Origin of the sequence: Hominisplanchenecus sp. (assembly GCF_046967715.1) — a bacterium.
GTDB lineage: Bacteria > Bacillota > Clostridia > Lachnospirales > Lachnospiraceae > Hominisplanchenecus > Hominisplanchenecus faecis.
In genome coordinates this window covers 1-23,625 of sequence record NZ_JBKVNQ010000014.1, presented here as the reverse complement: position 1 = coordinate 23,625, position 23,625 = coordinate 1, and the positions used below count along the sequence as shown (strand labels likewise).

Here is a 23,625-nt window from a genome sequence, read left to right as displayed (position 1 = left end):
CCGAATGTTTACAGGCACTCGTTTCGTGCAGAACGAAGCGGAGCATAGATTGCGGGAGTTACTTTGCAACGGAGCAATTCGCAGGCATCATGTGATCATAGGAACGGAAAAAGGAAAAGCAGTCAGGAAATGTATTGGAAACTAGAGGAATCACTGCATTACAGAAAACATTTTTAGAAAAATAAAAATTATAAACAATCCATAAACAAAAGATTAAAAAAGCATTGACATTGTTCAAATTTACTGCTATAGTAGAGATGTAATTAAAGAATTTGGTAGTTATGACAGGATTGTTACTGGTGATGCAGGCAAGACCCAAAGTTTCAGAGGAGAAGGATTCTGGATTCTTTGGGTCTTTTTGTTTGGGAGACACGTTATTACTATGAAAATCATCAAAGTTATTAATAACAATGTAGTAAGTGCTTTGGACAAAGACGCCGAGGAAGTCGTCATCATGGGAAAAGGTATCGGTTTCCATGCAAAGCCGGGACAGATTGTGAATGAGGAGCAGATTGAGAAGACGTTCCGACTGGAGGATAAGAAGTCAGCCGGGCAGTTCGCCAGGCTGGTGGAGAGGCTTCCGGTGGAATATCTCAAGTTATCCGACCAGATTATCACTTATGCCAAGAACAATATCGGGCTGAAGTTACACCAGAGTATTTATCTGACTCTGACAGATCATATCAGTTTCGCAATTGAACGGTATAAGAAAGGAATGCAGTTTGACAACCCGCTCAAGGTTGAGGTGAAGACCTTTTATCCGATCGAGTTTGGCGTTGGAAAGTATGCAATCCGCAAGGTCAGGGAAAAGCTTGATGTGGAGTTGAATGAGGATGAGGCCGCATCCGTCGCACTTCATATCGTAAATGCGGAATATGACACCGGTGTACGCAATACGATGAACATCACCTGTCTCATTCGCGACGTGGTCAATATCGTCAGTGAATATCTGAATATTGAACTGCAGGAAGAAAGCCTTCATTACGCCAGATTCATCACTCATCTGAAATTTCTTGGACAGCGCATTTTTACGGGGCAGATGCTCGGGGATGATGATAACGGTTTCGGAAAAGTGATCGCCGAAATGTACCCGGTTGAATATGCGTGCAGCGAGAAGATTGCGCATTATATAAAAATGCGCTATGATCACGAAATTACAGATGAGGAGACGGCTTATCTGGCCGTACATATCCGCAGAATCCAGCCGGAAAAAGAGCTGGAGGAGGATTCTCATTAAGTAAGAGAAGGAGGAAAAAAGTAATTATGATGAAATTCTTACAGAAATTAGGTAAAGCTTTGATGTTACCTGTTGCTTGCCTTCCTATCTGTGGTATCCTGATGGGTCTTGGATATGCTCTTTGCCCATCTACCATGCAGGGTGGTGACGTAGTAGGTATTGTAGAGCAGATTGGTTTCTATTTAGTTAAAGCAGGTGGAGCCCTGATTGATAACATGGCTATCCTGTTTGCAATCGGTATCGGTGTTGGTATGTCCGAAGACAATGACGGTACAGGTGGACTTGCAGCTCTGGCTTCCTGGCTGATGCTGACAACTCTGCTGTCTGTAGGTGCTGTATCTGTTATCAAAACTCTTGAAGAAGGTACAACCGCTTACATCGCATTCAGCAAAATTGCGAACCCGTTCATCGGTATCATCGCAGGTATTATCGGTTCTTCCTGCTACAATAAATTCAAAGGAACAAAGCTGCCGGATTGGCTGTCATTCTTCAGCGGCAAACGTTGCGTAGCTATCGTAGCAGGTGTTGTTTCTATCGTTGTATCCGTAGTTCTGCTGTTCGTATGGCCGGTACTGTTTGGCGTTCTGGTTGCACTGGGCGAAGGTATCGAAAAGATGGGAGCTGTAGGTGCTGGTATCTACGCATTCTTCAACCGTCTGCTGATCCCGTTCGGTCTGCATCACGCACTGAACAACGTATTCTGGTTTGATACCATCGGTCTTGGTGACCTGTCTCACTTCTGGGCTGGTGAAACATCTGCAGATGTTTCATGGAGCCTTGGTATGTACATGTCAGGATTCTTCCCATGTATGATGTTTGGTATCCCGGGTGCTGCTCTGGCTATGATTCATACAGCAAAAGCAAACAAGAAAAAAGTTGCAATCGGTCTTCTTTCTTCCGCAGCAATCGCAGCATTTGTTTGTGGTGTAACTGAGCCGTTCGAATTTGGTTTCATGTTCCTGGCTCCTGGACTGTATGTAGTATACGCTCTGCTGTACGCTATCTTCACAGTAATCACAGTTGTACTTGGATTCAGAGCTGGATTCAGTTTCTCCGCTGGTTTAACTGACCTGATCTTCTCTGCTTCCCTTCCGGCAGCAGCTAAGACATGGCTGATCATCCCTCTGGGTATTGCAGCATTTGTAGTATTCTACGTAGTATTCCGTTTCGCAATCACAAAATTCGACCTGAAAACACCGGGACGTGAAGATGATGATATCGACGAAGCTGAAAAGAGCATCAAACTGTCTAACAACAACTACACAGAAGTTGCAAAAGCAGTTCTGGCTGGATGCGGCGGTAAAGAAAACATTACTTCTATCGACAACTGCATCACAAGACTTCGTCTGGAAGTGAAAGATACTACAAAAGTAAACGAAAAAGCAATCAAAGCAGCTGGAGCAGCTGGTGTGATTCGCCCAGGCAAAACAAGTGTACAGGTTATCATCGGAACTCAGGTTCAGTTTGTAGCTGACGAGTTCAAGAAACTGTGCAAATAATAGCTTGATATAATGGTCTGAAATCTGACCTGCAAGGGGGACGCCGTAGTGGGTGTCCCCCTTTTGGTACTCGTGCCGTTAGAAGGAGGACATACATTGGAATATAAGATTAAGACGATTTCTTCGAAAGAAGAGATTGTGAACTGCAATCGTTTTGAGATCGACCATGTGCAGTGGAATCATGCGATCACACCTCCGAAAGCCTGTGGTTATATGGGGTATCTGAAGGGGGAAGGACTCTATGTGCAGATTTGCACAGAGGAGCATGATCCGCTTGCAAGATGCACAGAGCATCACGAAATGGTCTGCAAAGACAGTGCAGTGGAAGTGTTTCTGGCATTCGCAGAAAAAGGAAAGGAACTTACCAACAATGATATGTATCTGAACTTTGAAGTGAATGCAAACGGAGCCATGTATGCAAAATATGGCTTTGGCAGACAGGGAAGAGTGTTCCTTTCCGATGAAGTTTATAAGGAAACAGGCGTAAATTCCGTGATTGAAAAGGATCACTGGACAATGAGCCTGCTCATTCCGGAGAAGTTTCTGAAGGAAGTCTGCGATTATTTACCGGATGGCAGCGGCAAGGAGATATACTGTAATTTCTATAAAATTTCAGAAGATCCGGCTGTTGAACATTATATCAGCTTTTCACCAATTGACAGTGAGAAGCCAAACTTCCATCTTCCGGTCTTTTTTGCAAAAGCGGAAGTGGAATAAACCTGAAATCAGAAAGGAAGAGGGATATGGTTTTATATCAGGCAAAAGATTATAAGGACATGAGCAGAAAGGCAGCAAATATTATCTCTGCCCAGGTTATCATGAAACCGAACGCTGTTTTAGGTCTGGCAACAGGTTCTACACCGGTAGGTGCATACGAACAGCTGGTTGAATGGTACAACAAAGGTGACATCGATTTTTCACAGGTAACTTCTGTAAACCTGGACGAATACAAAGGACTTTCCGGAGACAATGATCAGAGCTACCGTTATTTCATGAACAAAAATCTGTTTGATCATGTAAATATCGACAAGGCACGTACCTTTGTACCGGATGGAACAGAACCGGACAGCAAAGTTGCATGTGCAAAATATAATGCGATCATCGACAGCGTTGGCGGCATCGACCTGCAGCTGCTTGGTATCGGCGGAAACGGACACATCGGATTTAACGAGCCGGGTTCAGCTTTCGAGAGCCTGACACACTGTGTAGCACTGAAAGAAGATACCATCAAAGCAAACGCAAGATTTTTTGAAACTATGGATGATGTGCCGAAATATGCATACACCATGGGTATCAAGAACATCATGTCAGCCAAGAAAGTTCTGCTGCTGGCAAGCGGAAAGAACAAAGCAAAGGCAGTTTATGAATCCTTCTTCGGACCGATCGTACCTGGCGTACCGGCTTCTGTACTGCAGCTTCACAACGATGTGATCGTAATTGCAGATGAAGAAGCACTGTCCCTGTGCAGAGAGAAGGGAGTGATCTAAATGATCATTAAAGGTGCATCCGTTTTTTGTGAAGACGGAACATTTCAGGTAAAAGATGTTTTTGTAGAAGATCATAAGATCGTGGCAACGGAAGCAGAAGTAAGCGATAAGACGGTGGTAGACGCAAACGGATACAAACTGATTCCTGGTCTTGTGGATGTACACAGCCATGGTGCATGCGGTCATGATTTCTGTGACTGCGACGTAGAAGGCGTAAAAGAGATTTTACGTTTTGAAAAAGCACATGGTATCACTTCTTACTGCCCGACATCCATGACACTTTCCAAAGAGATGCTGGTTGATATTTTTGCGACCGCAAAAGAAGCAGACGGCATCGCAGACGGAGCACGTGTCATTGGTATCAATATGGAAGGACCATTTATCGCACCGGAGAAAAAGGGAGCACAGAATGGTGCTTATATTCAGGCACCGTCCGCAGAGACGTTCCGTGCATGCCAGCAGGCAAGCGGCGGACTGATCAAACTGGTGACTCTGGCACCGGAGATGGAAGGTTCCGTAGAATTTATTAAGGAACTCAAAGATGAAGTGCATATTTCTGTTGGACATACAACCGCAGATTATGATACTGCAAAGGCAGCATTTGAGGCCGGTGCAGATCATGTAACACATCTGTACAATGCAATGCCGCCATTAAATCACAGAGCACCGGGTGTTATCGGAGCAGCTGCAGACAACGATCATGTATATGCCGAGCTGATCAGTGATGGTCTGCACATTCATGGCAGTGCGATCCGTGCAGCATTCCGTATGTTCGGACCGGAACGTATCGTTCTGATCAGTGATTCCATGATGGCATGCGGTATGGAAAATGGAGAATATGAACTGGGCGGTCAGAAAGTATTTATGAAAGACCGTAAAGCAACACTGGCAGACGGAACCATCGCAGGATCCGCAACCTGCCTGTACGACTGCATGAAGATTGCAATGTCTTTCGATATTCCGGAAGCAGATGCGATTTTTGCAGCGACAAGAAATCCGGCAAAGAGCATAGGTGTCTATGACAGAGTCGGTTCTATCAGTGTCGGAAAAGAGGCCGATATGCTGCTGGTAGATGACGAGTATCATTTAAAGCAAGTGTTTTAATAAGTATTGTAATTAGAGATAATTACAGAGATGCAGGATGGACCTGGGAAATCCATTCTGTAGGAGTGTGTGAAAAGGATAAGATAGAAAAAGCCTCCGCTCATCATAGGATGGGCGGAGGCTTTTGTTTTCGGCTTTATTTTGCAGAAATTTTTACTTTTTTTGAGAAAGAACCGTAAATGTTTTCCTTAGCTGTTTTTTTATAGGCACGTACCCGGTAGAAGCAGTCTTTTTTTGAAGCGAGAGAAAGTTTCAGTTTCAGGGTGCCGGTTCGTTTGATACGTTTGAACAGTTCCCATTTTTTGCCGGAAATCTGCCGGAAAACTTCATAGCCATCAGCACCGGGGACTTTTCTCCAGCTCAGAAGGTAGGTTTTGCTGCTCTTTTTTTTCAGGGAGCGTATCTGTGCTTTTTCCGGCTTCAGTGTCTGATTTTTCACCTGGGAATAAGGACTGTATACAATATCGTTGTAGCGGCTTCTGGCATAGGCACGTATCCGGTAGTAGTATTTCCTGCCGGGAACGACAGTATTGTCGGAATAAGAAGTCTTTTTCGTGTCAGCGATCAGTGTGTAGCCTTTCTTTCTGGAAGTGCTGCGGAAAATCTGATAGCCGTCTGCATACTGTACCGCATTCCAGGAAAGCCGTAAAGAAGAGCAGCGACTGCTTTTTATCTTGCGGATCGAGGATTTTGGAAGAGCAGAGACATTTGCCAGAATCTCGGTGGCAGCTTCCGTTGTATTTTCCGTAAATGCTTTGATGCGGTTATTGATCTGCTGATAACTGATATCCATCCAGCCATTGGCTTTTGTGCGGTAGTAGCTCTGGCCAATCTCAGCACTGGAAACGAAATGCAGGGATTCCAGAGAGCTGCTTTTGTCGATAAAGGCATACAGTGTCTGGTTGGTCGGCGATGCAAAGGAGATCACAACGGAAAATCGGTCACCCTGATTGAAGACGATCTCTGTATTTAAAGGAATCGTATAATAACCGCAGTAAGTGGTCACGCCGCTCTGTGCACGGTCGAGGACTGCGATGCCGCTTGTTGGGTCACCGGCTGTTGGATTTTTGTAGATCTGGATCGCATACTGGATATTTTCGGATGCCAGGGCAAAGGAAACGGATTTCAACTTTTCCTGTCCGTTCGGATTTCCACTTACAGTAAAAACATTGGAAAGGGAACTTCCGGATGGGATTGGCATGTATGTACAGGAAGCGGAACCGTCATATTGATAATTATGGGAATAATTATCGCTGTTTTCCATATCATAGGCGAATACCAGAGAATCCGAATCAGCGGTTGATCTCTTCTGGTGGTTCAGGCTGTTGTCCTGATAGGAAATATAAATATAGCCATCATTGCCGAAATCTTCGCCGTAGCTGTTTTTTGCAATCCAGGCACCTTTTTTGCTCGGACGTATGCCACTTGTGAAATTTGCCGTCGAATAATCATCATCCCAGCCGACGATCGTGAGCTGATGGTTTGTTCCGGTGTTGTTGTTGCAGTAATAAGCACCGGTAGACTTTGAATAATATTTTTTTAGGTTTACACAGAGCGGGGCGGATACCGAACCGTACTGCAGGATCAGACGTTTGATACTGGCAGTGTCAGAACCGTTTACATAGCGGACATTCTGAAGGTGGCCGACATCCTGGTAAGCCAGGCTGGAAGATGGGGTATAAAGCTGTTCATATGGATAAGAGGCAAGGGATTCCGCAGCAGCTCCGGTCCATTTGGAGAGTGCAAACATTGTACAGGCATCTGCACCGCCGACATCCATGTAATCTGGGTCTGCAAGGAGGGTACAGTCACCGGCGGTACCACCAAGAGCGTCTTCCTGAGTGTGAAAGAAAAAGTAGGCGAAATGGAATTCGGACAGATCAAAGCTGGTATCTTGCAGTCCTTTTCTGATCATGCTCGTCTCGCAGGCGGAAAGGGCGGAGAATGCCCAGCAGGTTCCGTAGGGATTCTGATCTTTGACCGGTGTCACCAGATCGTGCTCTGCCGCATTGTATCTGGAGGGCAGTACCGTCGCTCTTTTTGCGTTGTTTTCCAGAGTATCTGTCTGCAGATCACCTTCCACTGAAGTATCGGAGAGAAATTCATAAACCGGAACAGCCGGAAGTTGTGGGTGTAGGAGAGCTTCCCCGGCGTGGGCGCTGACCGGGGCAAATGTGATGCCAAGGGTCAGCAGAAATCCATGCAGGAAAAGAGAAGCCCGTTTATTGGAAGAGTTTTTCAGGGTAGATCCCTCCTTTTACGAGTGCCTGGATGGAGTCTGTGACATAAGCCTTGTCCTCGGCGTAAGTGACACCGAACCAGCGGTCACGTGTCTCCAGTACCTGCACATCAGCAAGTTGTTTTTTCAGCATGTCATCGACAACGGTCGGGATCAAATATTCGCATTTGAGATCGCCTTCTTTCTGGGCAGAAAGGAATGCTGCGAAATCCTGATCCAGATAATCGAGGATTTCCGGTGTAAATCCCCACATATTCATGGAAACATGACTGTTTGTATCAAGCGGTGCAAAACCGCCGTTTCCATCCGGAACACCGGCACCGTCTGCTGTTTTGGTGATATCGTGGGTCTCAACGATGGAAGTTAAAAGTTCTCTGTCATCTACCTGACAGATGCCGCGTGTGACGCCGCCGTTCTCACTTAAGGTATTTCCGAGGATAAAGCCTGCCATGCAAAAATGCAGCAGGTCATCCTGACTGTGCTCCTCTACCAGGAAATCATGCACTTTTTTAAAACCTTCTTTTCCATAGTAATCGTCTGCATTGATGACAGCAAACGGTGTGTCGATCACGCCCTTGCAGCACAGAAGAGCCTGGCCGGTGCCCCATGGTTTGGTGCGGCCGTCCGGAACGGAAAAACCGTCCGGCAGAGCGGACAGATCCTGAAAGGCATAAGATACGTCTGCGATTTCAGAGATGCGATCCCCGATGATGCGTCTGAAGTCCTCTTCGATATCCTTGCGGATGATAAATACGATTTTATTGAATCCTGCCTTTAAGGCATCATAGATAGAATAGTCCATGATGATCTCACCGGAAGGTCCGACCGGTGCCAGCTGTTTGATGCCGCCGCCAAAACGGCTTCCGATGCCTGCTGCCAGGATAACAAGTGTTGTTTCTTTCATAAATAATGCTCCTCTCAAGTCTTTTTTACGATAACAGTGGCTATATTATATCATAGAATGTCTGAAAAGCAAAGGAAAAAGCAAGGCTTTATTGGAAGCTTTGCCAAAAGGAGTTTTCCGGTTGAATATTGTTGCCCCAGATGGTATAATATAAAGAATCCGTATGGAAAATAAGAGAAACGAACTGACTGATGGAGGTAAAAAAGAACATGAGAACTTATCTTGTAACCGGAGGTGCCGGTTTTATTGGTTCTAATTATATTCACTATATGTTTAAAAAATACGGGGATGACATCCGTATTATCAACGTTGACAAGCTGACTTACGCAGGCAATCTGGAAAATTTAAGAGATGTGGAGAACCGTGACAATTATACATTTGTAAGAGCAGATATCTGCGACAGCGAGGCGATCAACAAGATCTTCGATGAAAATGACATTGACCGTGTGGTTCATTTCGCAGCAGAGAGCCATGTAGACCGAAGCATCCGCAACCCGGAAGTTTTTGTAAAGACAAACGTGCTTGGTACTCTGGTCATGCTCAATGCGGCAAAGGCAGCCTGGGAGCTTGAGGACGGCACATTCAAGGCAGACAAGAAATTTTTACATGTATCCACGGATGAAGTTTACGGTTCTCTGGAGAACGAGGGGGAATATTTCTACGAGACGACACCTTATGATCCTCACAGCCCGTATTCTGCAAGCAAGGCATCTTCGGATATGCTGGTAAAAGCCTATATGGATACTTACAAATTCCCGGCAAATATCACAAACTGCAGCAACAACTACGGACCGTATCAGTTCCCGGAGAAGCTGATCCCGCTGATCATCAACAATGCATTAAACGGCAGAAAGCTTCCGGTCTACGGCGACGGCAAAAATGTGCGTGACTGGCTGTATGTGGAAGACCATGCAAAGGGCATTGATATGGTTCAGGAACAGGGCCGTCTGTTTGAGACATACAACATCGGCGGACACAATGAAAAACAGAACATCGAGATCATCCATATCATTCTCGATACGTTAAACGAGATGCTTCCGGACGAAGACCCGAGAAAAGCACATATCAATGAAGAACTGATCACTTATGTGGAAGACCGCAAGGGCCATGACCGCAGATATGCGATCGCACCGGACAAGATCAAAGCTGAGATTGGCTGGTATCCGGAGACGATGTTTGCAGAAGGCATCAAGAAAACAATCAAATGGTATTTTGAACACGAAGACTGGATGGCAAATGTGACAAGCGGTGACTATCAGAAATATTACGAAGAGATGTACCGCAAATAAGAAAGGATCGATATATGAAGGGGATTATTTTAGCAGGCGGTTCCGGTACCAGACTGTACCCGCTGACCAAAGCGATTTCAAAACAGATCATGCCGGTTTATGATAAGCCGATGATCTACTATCCGTTGTCCACACTGATGCTGGCAGGGATCCGTGAGATCCTGATCATCTCTACAGAGCGTGATCTTCCGGTATTTAAAGAATTGTTTGGCACCGGTGAGCAGCTGGGGCTTCAGATGTCTTATGCTGTTCAGGACAAACCTCGGGGACTGGCAGATGCGTTTATTATCGGAGCCGATTTCATCGGAGATGACAGTGTGGCACTGGTGCTCGGTGATAATATTTTCTACGGACAGAGCTTTTCACAGGTTCTGATGCGTGCAGCCAAGATTGAAAAGGGAGCGACTATTTTCGGATATTATGTGCGTGACCCGAGAGAATATGGTGTCGTAGAGTTTGATGAGAACGGAAAGGCACTCTCCATCGAGGAGAAACCGGAGCATCCGAAGTCCAACTACGCTGTTCCGGGACTGTATTTCTATGATAATGATGTGGTAGAGATCGCAAAGAATGTCAAACCTTCCGCACGCGGTGAGATCGAGATCACCAGTATCAACAATGAATATTTAAGAAGAGGAACCCTGAAGGTGGAGACACTTGGCAGAGGTTTTGCATGGCTGGATACCGGCACACACGATGCACTGCTCGATGCGGCAGATTTCGTAGCTGCCTTCCAGAAGAGACAGGGACTTTATATTTCCTGCATCGAAGAAATTGCATATAAGAGAGGATTTATCACAAAAGAACAGCTCGTTGAGCTGGCACAGCCTCTGCTGAAGACTGCATATGGCCGGTATTTACTGGAAATTGCAGAGGGACTTTAGGAGGAAAAGGAATCTATGAAAGAAACCCGGTCACTGCCCGCAGAGCTTTTTGCGGGCAGAACACTGATTTTTCAGCTTGCGAAAAATGATTTTAAAAAGAAATACGCCGGTTCCTACCTGGGGATCGTCTGGGCGTTTGTACAGCCGGTTGTGACGGTCATGGTCTACTGGTTTGTTTTTGGTATGATAAGGAGTTCATCACCAAGACCGGTACCGTTCGTGCTGTGGCTGATCGCCGGACTGATTCCCTGGTTCTTTTTTCAGGACGGACTGATCAACGGAACGAATGCACTGCTGGAATACAATTATCTGGTCAAAAAGGTGGTATTTCGGATTGATATCCTGCCGATGGTCAAAGTTGTATCCGCTGTTTTTGTACACCTGTTTTTTATTCTGGTTGCTCTGATCCTGTACACGGCGATGGGATGTTATCCGACTGTTTATACGATCCAGGTGATTTATTATACGTTTTGTATCTTTGTGCTCGTGCTCGGGATCACTTATATGACCAGTTCGGTCGTTGTCTTTTTTCGTGACCTGACACAGGTGATCAACATTGCACTTCAGGTGGGAGTCTGGATGACTCCGATCATGTGGTCGATGGAGGATCTCGGCATTACCGGCATCCTTGCGTCCATCTTGAAATTAAATCCGATGTTTTATATTGTCCAGGGATATCGTGATGCCTTTATTTACAAGACATGGTTCTGGCAGCGTCCGGGCATGACTCTGTATTTCTGGGCATTTACTCTGGTGTTCTGGCTGATCGGCACGAGACTGTTCCGGAAGTTAAAGATACATTTTGCGGATGTTCTGTAAATTTATGAGGAATCGAAATCTATGAGTGAAATGGCAATTCAGGTAAAAGACCTGAGTAAAGTATATAAATTATATAACAAACCGTCTGACCGTCTGAAGGAGACGCTTGGATTTCATGTGGATGCGAGGGAGCATTATGCGTTGAAACATGTTAATTTTGAGATCAGAAAAGGCGAGACGGTCGGCATCATCGGGACGAACGGTTCCGGTAAATCGACGATTTTGAAGATCATCACCGGTGTTCTGAATCCGACCGGAGGCGAAGTGAACGTGGATGGACGTATCTCGGCACTTCTGGAGCTTGGAGCCGGATTCAACATGGAATATACCGGGATCGAGAATGTCTATCTGAACGGAACGATGCTTGGATTTACAAAAGAAGAGATCGATGAGCGACTGGACAATATTCTGGAGTTTGCGGATATCGGTGATTTTGTTAATCAGCCGGTCAAATCGTATTCAAGCGGTATGTTTGTGCGGCTGGCATTTGCCGTTGCCATCAATATCGATCCGGAGATTCTGATCGTGGATGAGGCACTGTCGGTCGGAGACGTTTTTTTCCAGGCAAAATGTTACCGCAAATTTGAGGATTTCAAAAAAGAAGGCAAGACGATCCTGTTTGTCAGCCACGACCTTGGAAGCATCACAAAATACTGTGACCGTGCGATCCTGCTCAACCAGGGCGAGAAGATCTTTGAGGGAACACCGAAAGAAGCGGTTGATATTTATAAGAAGGTTCTGGTGCATCAGTTTGATCCGTCTGAATTGGAGACAGACAGCCGGATGAACGATGTCGAGGATGTCAGTGCAAACTGGAAGGATTCGGTCGTGGTCAATCCGAAGCTGATCGAGTATGGAGAGAAGATTGCGGAGATCACAGACTATGCGATCCTCGATGACAAAGGGCTGATCACCAATACCCTGATGAAGGGCAGCACCTTTTCTGTTCGCATGAAGGTAGATTTCCACGAGGAGATCAAAGAGCCGATCTATGCGTTTACGATCAAGAATCTGCAGGGGATTGAGATTACCGGAACGAACACCATGTATGAAAAGGCAGATGTCAAAGGTAAAAAAGAGGGCGAGAGTCAGGAGATCACCTTCACGCAGAAACTGGATCTGCAGGGCGGAGAATATCTGATTTCTCTTGGATGTACCGGTTACCGCAACGGAGAGTTTGTGGTATTTCACAGATTGTATGATGTATGCAGCCTGACGGTGATCTCGGACCGCAATACCGTCGGTTATTACGATATGAATTCAAAAGTAACACTATCCTGAAGCGGGGGGAATTATGGCAAAGTTTAATCTGGATTATTACAGCGGAGAGAATTTTTACTCCGACGGAGATATTGAAAAGGAAATACTGAAGATCGTCAAAACACAGGGCAGTTACGAGAGTATGGAGAATGTTCCGTTTCCGGTACTTTATCATCTTTCCAGAGTCCGCGAGAACATCCTGAACTGGTATCCGTTTCAGGAGGATGCGACCTGTCTGGAGATTGGCTCCGGCTGCGGGGCGATCAGCGGCCTGCTCTGTGAGCGGATGAAAAAGGTCGTGTCGGTGGAGCTTTCCAAGCAGAGAGCGGACATCAACATGGCAAGGCATGAGCGTGTGCCGAATCTGGAGATCTGGGTCGGCAATTTAAATGATATGGTGTTCGGTGAGCAGTTTGATTACATCGTGCTCAACGGCGTGTTTGAGTATGCACCGGGCTTTACCGAGGGGGATCAGCCGTGCGAGACGTTTCTTAAGAATATCAAACGGCTGCTCAAGCCGGAGGGGATCCTGCTGATTGCAATCGAGAACCGCTTTGGACTCAAGTATTTTGCGGGTGCACCGGAAGATCATACCAACGGCTATTTTGACGGCATTGCCGGGTATCCGGACAATCATTCCGTGCGGACATTCTCCAAAGGAGAGTGGGAACGTCTGATGGAAGCCTGTGGTTTTTCTTATCACCGTTTTTATTATCCGTATCCGGATTACAAGTTTCCGCGGGAAGTCTTTACGGATGAGTCTTTAAAAGAGCAGAAATATGGTCTGCCGACCTGGAATTTCACAAAATACCGCATGGCACTGTTCCGGGAGGGACAGGTGGCGGAGACGATTCAGCAGGATGGCAGAATGGATTATTTTGCCAATTCTTTTCTGATCGAGATGAGCAGAAATCAGATCCGTGCTGATAAAAAAGTGCTTTATGCGAAGATGAGCACCGACCGCGATCGTCATTTCTCCATTGCTACCACGATTGAAGAGCAAAACGGAGAAAAAGTGGTTGTCAAGCAGCCGATGACAAACGAGGCAAAACGTCACCTGCAGAATATGCAGAACAAACAGAAAGATTACGGAAGCTGGAGCAGCCTTGGCGTAAAAGCAAAAGGCGATGCTGTCGTGACACCGTTTCTTCAGGAAAAAAGCCTTGGACAACAGGCAAAGCAGGCTATTTATGAACATAACGTGGAAAAAGTGAAAAATCTGATTTCCACGGTCAGTATGCTGTGTGAAAAAGAATCCGCAGCAACTGGGAACCGTCATATCGTAAGCCGGGAGATGTCCGGAAGAGAGCGGACGGAGTTTGCCCAGGTTTTTGGAACTTCACAGATCTGCCCGGAACTGCCGTGCATTGCCCCGGCGAACATCGATCTGATCCTCGACAATATTTTCGAAAAAGACGGAAAATACTTTGTCATTGACTGCGAATGGATCTTTGATTTTCCGGTTCCGGTGGCATTTATCATCTGGCGTGCCATCAATGAGCTGTACAGCAGCTATCCACAGCTGGAACAAGACTGCAAGATGCAGGAGCTTTTAGAAGAATATCAGATTACGCAGGAGATGTCCGAGACTTTCCACAAATGGGGCACCTATTTTGCAGAACACTACGTCGGAGCGAACCGCGTATTGCACTACAGCATCCCGGAGATCGGTATTTCTCTGGAAGAGTTCCGCAAACGCCACCAGGAGAAGGATCTGCTGAACTGCCAGCTCTTTGTGGACACCGGAAACGGGTTCCGGGAAGAGGAGAAAATCCAGGCGGAAACGGTTCTGCAGGACGGAGCGTTCCGCGTGACTTTTGATCTGAAAAATTTCAAGGACTGGAAGGCACTGCGTTTTGATCCGCTGGAAGGAAAACCATGTATCTGCCGGATCGACCATGCCGGAACCAATGCGAAGTTAAAAGCGGTCAACGCTTCCGGAAAAGTGGAGCATGGCGATCTGTTTTTAACGACCGATCCGGTTTATCTGGTCAAAATGGAAGAAAACAAGGATCAGGTAAAGATCAGCGGCATGATTGCGGTACTCTCCATGGAAGAGGCACTGGAGCGTGCAAACTGGCTGCTTGGTAAAAAAAATGGTCTTGCATTTTGGAGGAAATAAATGAAAAAAAGGACAGAGGCAGTAGATATTATTATACCGGTGTACAATGGTTACGATGATTTGCAGCTTTGTATGCCGAGTGTGTTAAAGCATACAGATCTTACGAAGCACCGGCTGATCCTGATCAACGACTGCAGTCCGGATGAACGGATCGCACCTTATCTGGATAGCTTTGCCGGGGAACATATTCTGGTGCTGCACAATGAAAAGAATATGGGGTTTTCCGCGAACGTCAATAAGGGAATGGCACAGTCAGAGGATCGAGATGTCCTTCTTTTAAATTCCGATACGATCGTTACTGCTGGGTGGCTGGACAAGATCATCGCCTGTGCATACCGGGAGGAGAGCATCGGAACGGTGACACCGCTCTCAAACAGTGCTACTTTATGTTCGGTTCCGGTCATGTGCCAGGACAATCCGATGCCGGAAAATGTCACGGTAGATGAATATGCCGGACTGATTGAAACGTGCAGCCTCAGACGTTATCCAAGGATCACCGTTGCGGTTGGTTTCTGTATGTATATCAAACGCAGTGTGATCGATGACATCGGTGTCTTTGACGCTGAAACGTTCGGCAGAGGCTACGGGGAGGAAAATGATTTCTGCAACCGTGCAGAGCAGGCAGGTTATCATCATGTAATGTGCGATGACACCTTTGTATACCATAAAGGGACCGCTTCGTTTGACACCGAAGAAAAGAAAAAGCTTCTTGAAGAACATGAGGCAATCTTAAATGACCGTTACGCTGCCCAGATGCGGATGAACCATCTGTACTGTATGGAAAATCCGGATCAGGAGATCCGCGACAATATCAATATGTATACAAAGCTGCACAACGGAAAGCAGAACATTCTCTATCTGCTGCATCTGGATTTCCAGGAAGGGGCATTCAACAACATCGGCGGCACACAGATTCATGTCAAAGAGCTGACGATGGCACTGCGGGATGAATACAATGTCTTCGTGGCGGCAAGAGATGAAGAATATTTAAGACTGACGATCTACACAGACAAAGATGTGGTCTCCCTGAAATTTGAAATTGGCGAAGCACCGAAGTTTCCGGTTTTCCGTGATGAAAAGATGCGAAAGATCTATGAACAGATCCTGCTGGCATTTGACATTGATATGGTGCATATCCAGCATTCGCAGGATCTTTCTCTGGAGCTTTATTTTGCGGCAGAGCGTTTTGGTATCCCGGTGATCGCAACCATTCATGATTTCTATTATGCCTGCCCGACGATCATTCTTCTGGATAACGAAAATCAGTTCTGTCAGAAAGAGGATGCAAAGCTTTCCTTTGAAGAGAGGCAGAAACGCTGCCGGGAATGTCTGCGTCAGAAAAAAGACATTGCAAGCCAGGTTGATTATCTTCGCATCTGGAGAAGGGAAAATAAAAAGGCACTTTCCATTTGCCGGAAACTGATCTTCCCATCCGAAAGTGCGAGGGATATTCTGCTTGAATATTTCCCTTCTCTGAAAGAAAAATGCATGGTCATCGAACACGGAGAAGACAAACTGGAGCGTGATATCATCCATGTGCCGTCTCCGGAGAAACATCAGAAGAGCGAACACCTGCACGTGAAGCTGGATCGTGTGCCGGGAGCCGATCAGGGGCTCAATGACATCAAAGGCTGGGCTTATCTGGAAGGCGTGCCAAACGAAGAGACGAAGATTTATGTGGAATTTACGGACAGCAAAGGCAAAAAGGACTGTTTTCTGGCAAACAAAGTACCAAGACCGGATATTGTCGATGCATTTGGTGCAACAGAAGCACTGATGTGCGGTCTGGATCTTCGTATCAGTACCAGAAAACTTGCCGACGGACCGGTGAAGATCCGTGTCTATGTCAAACATGACGGCGTGTTCTACACGGATAATCAAAGTACCAAAGGAGAATATCACCATCGCTTCGGAAAACGAGGAAGGCTCAATGTGGCATTCCTTGGAGGAATGGTTCCGCAGAAAGGAAGTCTGATGGCAAGAGAGCTGATTCCGATGGACAAAGGTGGGATCAACTGGTTTGTATTAGGTGCGATCGGTGATAAGAATATTCTGGAAATTTCACAGGAGAACTGTTTCTTCAGCTCCACTTACAAAAAAGAGGAACTTCCGCAGCTTCTTGAAGATAATGAGATTGATATTATCTGCATTCTGCCGATCTGGCCGGAGACATTCAGTTATACCGTCTCAGAAGCATGGCTTAATGGGATTCCGATCGTTGCAACCGACATCGGAGCAGTCGGGGAGCGTATCAGAAAGACAGGCGGCGGCTGGCTGGTGAAGCCGGATGCCAGCCCGGATGAGGTGATGCAGCTGTTGCATCATATCATCGATCATCCGGAAGAATATCAGGCAAAGAAAGAGATCGTGGATGATATGGAGATGAAAACGGTGGAGCAGATGTGCGAAGAGTACCGCAGCTTCTACCGGGAACTTCTGGAGTTTACGGAAAAAGAACTGCCGGAAGACAAGATCGACCGGGATTTCATTTTCCAGGGACTGGCTCTTGGCGATCCATCCATTGGCGGCAGCGGCAGCATCGCGGCGATGAACCGACTGAAAAACGAGAATGCGGCACTGAAAGCGTCGATCGAAGTAACAAAAGGAACGATTTCTTATAAAATGGCAAGGAAAATTTCGGATGCGAAAATACCATTTAAAGAGCAGATGAAACGATTCCTTCATCGAAAATAGAGCAGCAGAAAATGAGCAGTCGGAGGCCCGGTGGTTTCCGGCTGCTTTTTATAGAAAATGCTCACTTCCGGTAAAATGCAAAGGTGTGTTCTCCTGAGCCGACCGGAACACAGACGAAGCAGGCATCGGCACGTAAAACATCGGTCTTGATGCCGTCTACATAAGCTTTTACATTCTTGCTGTATGGGATTGGCAGAAAGAGAAAACCGGCATTTTCTGTCGTCACGGTACCGGAGATCTGGTCCTTTTCGGTATTCTCATCGAAAGCAATCTGAGCACCGGTGTAGGCGGATATGGTTTTGACGGAGCCAAGCAGTGCAAGGTCTGTGATCCGACAGCTTTCCTTTTCACAGGAAAAGTTTACCGAGTCGGACGAGATGGAAATGGCGATCTGCACGTTTTTCTTCTCGCCGGCCGTAAACGGGATCTGATATACCATGTCCGAATTCTGTGAGACGGTCAGCGTGCCGTCAGAATCAGCTGTCAGAGCAAAAACAAGATAAACTCGCTGGTAAAGTCTTGATGTGGCGGTATCAAGCTGGATAGCTGCCGGAGAGGAGGGATTTACCGTAAGATCCGTAAAGTCTCGGGAAATGCCGTCCAGGGTGCAGCTTTCCTGAAGTTTTGATGCCGGACGTATCTTCTTTCCGGTGATCTCTTTTGCAAGGGAAGCGGTCGCACTTTCCGAATCCGCAGTGTCGGAATCAGCAGTATCGGCATCCTCCGATCCTTCCCCTTCCAGCAGAACATTCTCCTGAAGGATCCGCTCCAGATCGAGGGAGACATCGCTGTTTAAGATGGAGGTATCTGCCGCACGCGTATAAAAACGTGCAAAAGAGGGCGGGTCCTGACGCTGGGCGGAAGCGGCATCGCCGAACTGCTCACTGTAATAGGAAACGGCGGTATCGTAAAAAGAATCTGCTTCTCCAAAAGAGATCAGACCCATGTGGCGTGCGGCCACAACCAGAAGCAGGCAGAGCAGGCCGCCAAGCAGTATGCCGAAAAAAAGCGAGAGCAAATGTCCGAGGACTTTGTTCTTTGCTTTTTTTGTGTTTTTATCCGAACTGGAATCTGTTTTATCTGAAATCATCGTTTTCACTTTGTCCTTTCTATATGATAAGCGTCTCAATAACTGGAAATCTTTATGAGTCATACGTGATTTTTTCGTGCTCTGCACTCCCAAAATCACGCAAACATTCGAAATTCGCTCATTTTTTTACAAAAAATGGCTGCTTTCTCATGTTTTAGCGGTCCTCATAGACACAAATACGTATGCAAGCATCCGTTTTGTGTCCATTTGTCCCTTGACTCATCATATCACATCTGCCGGAAATCCTGCAATCAAAAATGCGGGAGAAAATCCGACACTTGACAGAAAAGCTTCCTCTATACTATAGTGTACAAAGAGTCTTTTCAGGTGAAACAGAGAAAAAGTTAAGATAAATGCTCTAGATGGAAATGCTTTCCGGAAGAGCAGAAAAGTAAGAGAGGAAACGTATGGATTTTTCGAAACTGGCAAAAAGCCTGAATCCCTACACGATCAAAAAGGGATTTTCTTATTTGAAGCAGTATGGTTTTCAGGAATTTAAAGTGCGATTATCAGAGCGATTTGAAAAAGAAGAAGTCGATTATAATGAGTGGTGTAAGAATGATATTCTGACGGATGAGGAGCGAAAAGCACAGAGAGAACGGATCTGGGAGTATCCGCCGCTGATCAGTGTTGTGGTTCCGATTTACAAAACACCGGAAGTTTTCCTGCGGCAGATGATCGAATCGGTGACGGCACAGACCTATCCGCACTGGCAGCTGTGCATTGCAGACGGAAGTGGAGATACCGCAGGGACAAAACGGATCGTTGACAGTTATCTTTCTGATAAACGTATCAAATATAAGATCCTTGCGGAAAATCTGGGCATCGCAGACAACACGAATGCAGCGATGGAACTGGCGGACGGCGATTATATTGCTCTGTTTGACCATGATGATCTGCTTTCTGAAAATGCCCTCTATGAAGTGGCGGATCGGATCTGCAAAACAGGGGCGGAGATTGTTTACACAGATGAGGATAAGGTGACAAGTGATCTTTCCGAGCGTTATCAGCCAAATTTCAAGCCGGATTTCAATCTTGATCTGCTGCGTTCCAACAATTACATCTGCCATTTGCTGGTTGTGAAAAAGACACTGGTGCAGGAAGTGGGCGGTCAGAAAAATGAATTTGACGGAGCGCAGGATCACGAGTTTCTGTTCCGCTGCATTGAAAAAGCAAAAGGGATCGAGCATATTCCGAAGGTGCTGTACCACTGGCGGGTGCACAAGGCTTCCACAGCGGACAATCCGCTCAGCAAAAAGTATGCCTACGATGCCGGAAAACGGGCAGTGACAGAGCACATCCGCCGCTGCGGGGAAGAGGCAGAAGTGACTGATACGCTGTTCCCTGGATTTTACCGGGCGAAATATCAGGTGACGGGCGAACCGCTCGTCTCGATCATCATTCCGAACAAGGATGAAAAAGAGACACTCAAAAAGTGTCTGGATTCCATCAAAGAGAAATCAACCTATCGTAATTATGAGATCATTATTGTGGAGAATAACAGCACCGGGCAGGAGATTTTTGATTATTACAAAGAGATTGACGGCAGGGACGGCATCCGGGTCGTTTACTGGAAGTCGGGCTTTAATTATTCTGCTCTGAACAATTTCGGGTTTACATTTGCAAAAGGCGATTATATTCTCTGCCTGAATAACGATGTGACGGTGATCACACCGGACTGGCTGGAGCGGATGATCGGACAGTGTCAGCGAAAAGAGGTCGGCATTGTGGGAGTGAAACTGTATTATCCGGATGATACGATCCAGCATGCGGGCGTGATCATCGGTATTGGCGGCGTTGCCGGGGCGATGTTTGTCGGTATGGCAAGAGAACGCAGCGGTTATCTTAGAAAAGCAATCCTTCAGCAGGATTTAAGTGCCGTGACGGCGGCCTGCATGATGGTGGACCGCAAAGCATGGGAGGGGGCAGGCGGATTCAACGAAGACCTTGCCGTTGCATTCAATGACATTGATTTCTGCCTGAAGGTAAGAAGAGAAGGCTATCTTGTAGTTTATGAGCCGAATGTCGAGCTGTATCACTATGAATCCAAGAGCCGCGGCTACGAAGACACACCGGAAAAACAGAAACGTTTCTTAAGTGAAATTAACTATATGAAAGCACACTGGAGTGAGATCCTTACGAAGGGCGATCCTTATTACAACGAGAATTTCTCACTCAACACCTGCAATTATACACTGAGAAAGCGTTAGGAAGGAATGCATATGGCAGAAGTTACGGTAGTGATACCGAATTATAATGGAATCGGATATTTAAAGGACTGTCTGGATACATTAAGAGAGCAGACCTGTAAAAATTATGAGACAGTCCTTGTGGATAATGGTTCGACGGACGGAAGCCTTGCGTTTGTAAAAGAACATTATCCGTGGGTAAAGATCCTGGCACTTGACCGGAATTATGGTTTTTGCCATGCGGTCAATGCGGGAATCCGGGCAGCAGAGTCTTCTTATGTATTTCTTCTGAACAATGACACAAAGCTGCATGAAGACTGCATTGAGGAGCTGTTGATCATGATGCGGCAGCATCCGCACTGCTTTTCCTGCTCGTCAAGAATGATCAAAATGCACGAGCCGGACAAACTGGATGATGCCGGGGATTATTACTGTGCCCTTGGATGGGCATATGCACTTGGAAAAGACAGGCCGTGGAAAGATTATCTCAAGCCGAGAAAAGTGTTTGCAGCCTGTGGCGGAGCTTCCATGTACCGTAGAAGCGTATTTGAGAAGATCGGACGGTTTGATGAGGCACATTTTGCCTATCTGGAGGATATTGATGTCGGCTACCGTGCCCAGATCTATGGCTATGAGAACTGGTACTGCCCGCGGGCAGTCGTATGGCATGTCGGAAGCGGGACGAGCGGATCAAGATACAATGAGTTTAAAGTACGCCATTCTTCGAGAAACAATGTTTATATGATCTATAAAAATATGCCGTTTCTGCAGATCATACTGAATCTGCCGCTTCTGATTCCCGGGTTTGTGGTCAAGTGGCTGTTCTTTGTCCGGAAAGGCTTTGGGAAAGAATATGCAAACGGTATTTTTAACGGCATTGCCATGTCAGACAAAGAGAAAAAAGTTCCGTTTCAGAAGCGGCATCTGTGGAATTATGTGAGAATTCAGGTGCAGCTCTGGGTGAATGTCGTTCGAAGATTTGTGATGTAATAAAGATAAAAAATAGAAATACAAAACGTAAATTATTTGTAAAACGCTGCCAAAACGGGCAAAAAAGAATTGCCCTTTTTCGGCGTATGCGTTATGATAAGGCAAGCAAACAGGGAGAGGATAACCATGATCAAAGACAATCAAACGCTTCTGAACCGCATCCATGTGGTGGTAGACGCACTGGTGATCGCATGTACCTATATCGCAGCCTGGTTTATTCAGTTTGAGTTTTTCGCACCGGATGTTGCCGGAAAACTTCCGCTTGAGACGTATATGTCAGCCCTGGTCATTCTGATACCGGGGCTGCTGTTGCTCTATCATGCATTCAGCCTGTACACGCCAAAACGGGTGCAGGGACGAAGACTTGAGTTTGGCAACATCGTAAAGGCAAACACCATAGCACTGCTGCTGTTTTTTACGATTGCATATATGCAGCATGAAATCGACTTTTCCAGAAAGATGCTCTGCATTTTCTATGCACTGAACATCGTTGCGGAAACGTTGGTGCGGAATCTGATCCGCATGGTGCTGATGAGCCTTCGCAGACGCGGGCTGAACCAGAAACAGATCCTGCTTGTCGGCTACAGCCGGGCGGCAGAGCAGTATATCGACCGTATCATTGCGAATCCGCAGTGGGGTTACTGTGTCCGGGGCATCTTAGATGACAATGTGGCACGCGGGACGATGTACAAAGGCATCAAAGTGATCGGAAGGATCGAGAATCTGGTCGTGATCCTGCCGGAAAACTGTCTGGATGAGATTGCGATCACGCTGGGACTTGGGGAATACGAGAAACTGCAGCACATCGTTGCACTGTGCGAAAAGTCCGGAGTGCACACCAAATTTATCCCGGACTACAATAACATTATTCCGACCAGACCTTACACCGAGGATTTGCTCGGACTTCCGGTGATCAACATCCGTCATGTGCCGCTGACCAATACTTTCAACAGCATGGTCAAACGCAGCATCGATATTTTCGGGGCACTGGTGGCCATTATCCTGTTTTCACCAATCATGCTGATTTCTGCAATCCTGGTGAAAACAACTTCGAAAGGACCGCTGATCTTCAGGCAGGAACGTGTTGGACTGCACAATAAGCCGTTCTATATGTATAAATTCCGCTCGATGGCGGTGCAGGAGATAAAGGATGAAAAGGCAGCCTGGACGACAAAGAACGATCCGAGAGTGACAGGCATCGGCAAGATCATGCGAAAGACGAGTATTGATGAACTGCCGCAGCTGTTCAACGTCCTGAAAGGAGATATGAGTCTGGTCGGTCCGAGACCGGAGCGGCCTCAGTTTGTGGAGAAGTTCCGGGAGGAGATCCCACGTTATATGGTAAAACATCAGGTGCGTCCGGGGATGACCGGATGGGCACAGATAAACGGATACCGGGGAGATACATCCATCAAACGCAGGATCGAGTTTGACCTGTACTATATAGAGAACTGGACCGTGGGACTGGATATCAAGATTTTGATTCTTACAATTTTTAAGGGCTTTATCAACAAGAATGCATACTAGAAGGGGGATTTGAGATGGCAAGAAAAAGCAAAAGAGAGTCAGATGACCGCAGGTTTGATGACAGAGAGTACCGCCGGGATCCATATTACCGGGACGATTACCGCCGTCAGAGCAGGGGAAACTACCGCAGCGAAGAGAACAGAGGCTATCAGCAGGAAGAATACCGCCGGGATTACGGCAGACAGTATGACCGACGTTACGAGCAGGGATACCGTCAGGACGGATACGGAAGAGACGGCGGCTACCGTCAGGGTTATCCGGGCGGCGGCTATGACGACCGGTACTATGAAC

The 23,625-nt window shown here is 46.6% G+C and carries 17 protein-coding genes and 1 pseudogene; 15 read left to right on the top strand and 3 right to left on the bottom strand.

Features of this window, described 5'->3' with window-relative positions; genetic code table 11:
- Positions 1-382: 382 nt before the first annotated feature.
- The 5 genes from licT to nagA all read left to right on the top strand — a co-directional run bounded on the left by licT (position 383) and on the right by nagA (position 5,327).
- Positions 383-1,237, top strand: a complete 855-nt coding sequence (licT, locus tag ACLTL4_RS03380; protein ID WP_412320226.1) for a BglG family transcription antiterminator LicT — start codon at positions 383-385, stop codon at positions 1,235-1,237.
- Positions 1,238-1,266: 29 nt separating this feature from the next.
- Complete coding sequence (nagE, locus tag ACLTL4_RS03375; RefSeq protein WP_412320235.1) at positions 1,267-2,736, top strand: N-acetylglucosamine-specific PTS transporter subunit IIBC; 1,470 nt, start codon at positions 1,267-1,269, stop codon at positions 2,734-2,736.
- Between the two features lie 96 nt (positions 2,737-2,832).
- Positions 2,833-3,453, top strand: a complete 621-nt coding sequence (locus tag ACLTL4_RS03370) for a carbohydrate-binding family 9-like protein (protein WP_412320225.1) — start codon at positions 2,833-2,835, stop codon at positions 3,451-3,453.
- A 26-nt stretch (positions 3,454-3,479) separates the two neighbouring features.
- Positions 3,480-4,223, top strand: coding sequence for a glucosamine-6-phosphate deaminase (nagB, locus tag ACLTL4_RS03365; RefSeq protein ID WP_022119988.1), 744 nt, complete (start codon positions 3,480-3,482; stop codon positions 4,221-4,223).
- The gene (gene nagA / locus ACLTL4_RS03360) at positions 4,224-5,327 is read left to right on the top strand and encodes an N-acetylglucosamine-6-phosphate deacetylase (protein WP_215658916.1); all 1,104 of its coding nucleotides are present in this window, start codon (positions 4,224-4,226) and stop codon (positions 5,325-5,327) included.
- A gap of 136 nt (positions 5,328-5,463) precedes the next feature.
- Here the strand turns inward: nagA and ACLTL4_RS03355 are convergent, their stop codons facing one another.
- Positions 5,464-7,410, bottom strand: a complete 1,947-nt coding sequence (locus tag ACLTL4_RS03355) for a lectin like domain-containing protein (protein WP_412290697.1) — start codon at positions 7,408-7,410, stop codon at positions 5,464-5,466.
- Between the two features lie 139 nt (positions 7,411-7,549).
- Complete coding sequence (locus ACLTL4_RS03350; protein WP_173897408.1) at positions 7,550-8,470, bottom strand: nucleotidyltransferase family protein; 921 nt, start codon at positions 8,468-8,470, stop codon at positions 7,550-7,552.
- A gap of 209 nt (positions 8,471-8,679) precedes the next feature.
- Between ACLTL4_RS03350 and rfbB the strand changes: the two genes are divergently transcribed.
- Genes rfbB through ACLTL4_RS03320 form a run of 6 tightly spaced genes read left to right on the top strand, consistent with a single transcriptional unit; the run spans position 8,680 to position 17,538 of the window.
- A complete protein-coding gene (gene rfbB, locus ACLTL4_RS03345; RefSeq protein WP_022119984.1) occupies positions 8,680-9,759 on the top strand; it encodes a dTDP-glucose 4,6-dehydratase in 1,080 nt (359 codons plus the stop codon).
- A gap of 14 nt (positions 9,760-9,773) precedes the next feature.
- Positions 9,774-10,643: a glucose-1-phosphate thymidylyltransferase RfbA gene (rfbA, locus tag ACLTL4_RS03340; protein ID WP_022119983.1), complete on the top strand. Its 870-nt coding sequence runs from the start codon at positions 9,774-9,776 to the stop codon at positions 10,641-10,643.
- A 15-nt stretch (positions 10,644-10,658) separates the two neighbouring features.
- Positions 10,659-11,462 carry an ABC transporter permease gene (locus ACLTL4_RS03335; protein ID WP_412320224.1) on the top strand — a complete coding sequence of 268 codons (804 nt, stop codon included), beginning with the start codon at positions 10,659-10,661 and terminating at the stop codon, positions 11,460-11,462.
- A gap of 21 nt (positions 11,463-11,483) precedes the next feature.
- Positions 11,484-12,743, top strand: coding sequence for an ABC transporter ATP-binding protein (locus ACLTL4_RS03330; protein ID WP_147632019.1), 1,260 nt, complete (start codon positions 11,484-11,486; stop codon positions 12,741-12,743).
- Between the two features lie 13 nt (positions 12,744-12,756).
- On the top strand, positions 12,757-14,844 hold the full coding sequence (locus ACLTL4_RS03325; protein ID WP_412320223.1) for a class I SAM-dependent methyltransferase: 2,088 nt from the start codon (positions 12,757-12,759) through the stop codon (positions 14,842-14,844).
- The gene (locus tag ACLTL4_RS03320) at positions 14,845-17,538 is read left to right on the top strand and encodes a glycosyltransferase (protein WP_412320222.1); all 2,694 of its coding nucleotides are present in this window, start codon (positions 14,845-14,847) and stop codon (positions 17,536-17,538) included. It begins immediately after the preceding gene.
- A gap of 61 nt (positions 17,539-17,599) precedes the next feature.
- On the opposite strand, the gene ACLTL4_RS03315 is transcribed toward ACLTL4_RS03320, so the two are convergent.
- Positions 17,600-18,628 carry a YfhO family protein gene (locus tag ACLTL4_RS03315; RefSeq protein WP_243871911.1) on the bottom strand — a complete coding sequence of 343 codons (1,029 nt, stop codon included), beginning with the start codon at positions 18,626-18,628 and terminating at the stop codon, positions 17,600-17,602.
- Positions 18,629-19,035: 407 nt separating this feature from the next.
- On the opposite strand from ACLTL4_RS03315, the gene ACLTL4_RS03310 reads away from it, so the two are divergent.
- The 4 genes and pseudogenes from ACLTL4_RS03310 to ACLTL4_RS03295 form a co-directional block, all read left to right on the top strand.
- Positions 19,036-20,838 carry a glycosyltransferase gene (locus ACLTL4_RS03310; protein WP_412320221.1) on the top strand — a complete coding sequence of 601 codons (1,803 nt, stop codon included), beginning with the start codon at positions 19,036-19,038 and terminating at the stop codon, positions 20,836-20,838.
- Positions 20,839-20,850: 12 nt separating this feature from the next.
- Entirely contained in the window at positions 20,851-21,807 is a 957-nt protein-coding gene (locus tag ACLTL4_RS03305) for a glycosyltransferase family 2 protein (protein ID WP_215658908.1), read from the top strand.
- A 126-nt stretch (positions 21,808-21,933) separates the two neighbouring features.
- A complete protein-coding gene (locus ACLTL4_RS03300) occupies positions 21,934-23,334 on the top strand; it encodes an undecaprenyl-phosphate glucose phosphotransferase (RefSeq protein ID WP_147632058.1) in 1,401 nt (466 codons plus the stop codon).
- 14 nt (positions 23,335-23,348) lie between these two features.
- Positions 23,349-23,625 (top strand): annotated as a pseudogene (locus ACLTL4_RS03295) (hypothetical protein); the annotation flags it as partial.

Bases quoted from the DNA above. Each gene is read 5' to 3' on its own strand.
- nagA (WP_215658916.1), top strand. From the start codon at position 4,224: ATGATCATTAAAGGTGCATCCGTTTTTTGTGAAGACGGAACATTTCAG.
- ACLTL4_RS03310 (WP_412320221.1), top strand. From the start codon at position 19,036: ATGGATTTTTCGAAACTGGCAAAAAGCCTGAATCCCTACACGATCAAA.
- ACLTL4_RS03305 (WP_215658908.1), top strand. From the start codon at position 20,851: ATGGCAGAAGTTACGGTAGTGATACCGAATTATAATGGAATCGGATAT.
- ACLTL4_RS03315 (WP_243871911.1), bottom strand. From the start codon at position 18,628: ATGATTTCAGATAAAACAGATTCCAGTTCGGATAAAAACACAAAAAAA.
- ACLTL4_RS03320 (WP_412320222.1), top strand. From the start codon at position 14,845: ATGAAAAAAAGGACAGAGGCAGTAGATATTATTATACCGGTGTACAAT.
- ACLTL4_RS03325 (WP_412320223.1), top strand. From the start codon at position 12,757: ATGGCAAAGTTTAATCTGGATTATTACAGCGGAGAGAATTTTTACTCC.
- rfbA (WP_022119983.1), top strand. From the start codon at position 9,774: ATGAAGGGGATTATTTTAGCAGGCGGTTCCGGTACCAGACTGTACCCG.
- nagB (WP_022119988.1), top strand. From the start codon at position 3,480: ATGGTTTTATATCAGGCAAAAGATTATAAGGACATGAGCAGAAAGGCA.
- ACLTL4_RS03300 (WP_147632058.1), top strand. From the start codon at position 21,934: ATGATCAAAGACAATCAAACGCTTCTGAACCGCATCCATGTGGTGGTA.
- rfbB (WP_022119984.1), top strand. From the start codon at position 8,680: ATGAGAACTTATCTTGTAACCGGAGGTGCCGGTTTTATTGGTTCTAAT.
- ACLTL4_RS03330 (WP_147632019.1), top strand. From the start codon at position 11,484: ATGAGTGAAATGGCAATTCAGGTAAAAGACCTGAGTAAAGTATATAAA.
- ACLTL4_RS03335 (WP_412320224.1), top strand. From the start codon at position 10,659: ATGAAAGAAACCCGGTCACTGCCCGCAGAGCTTTTTGCGGGCAGAACA.
- nagE (WP_412320235.1), top strand. From the start codon at position 1,267: ATGAAATTCTTACAGAAATTAGGTAAAGCTTTGATGTTACCTGTTGCT.
- licT (WP_412320226.1), top strand. From the start codon at position 383: ATGAAAATCATCAAAGTTATTAATAACAATGTAGTAAGTGCTTTGGAC.
- ACLTL4_RS03350 (WP_173897408.1), bottom strand. From the start codon at position 8,470: ATGAAAGAAACAACACTTGTTATCCTGGCAGCAGGCATCGGAAGCCGT.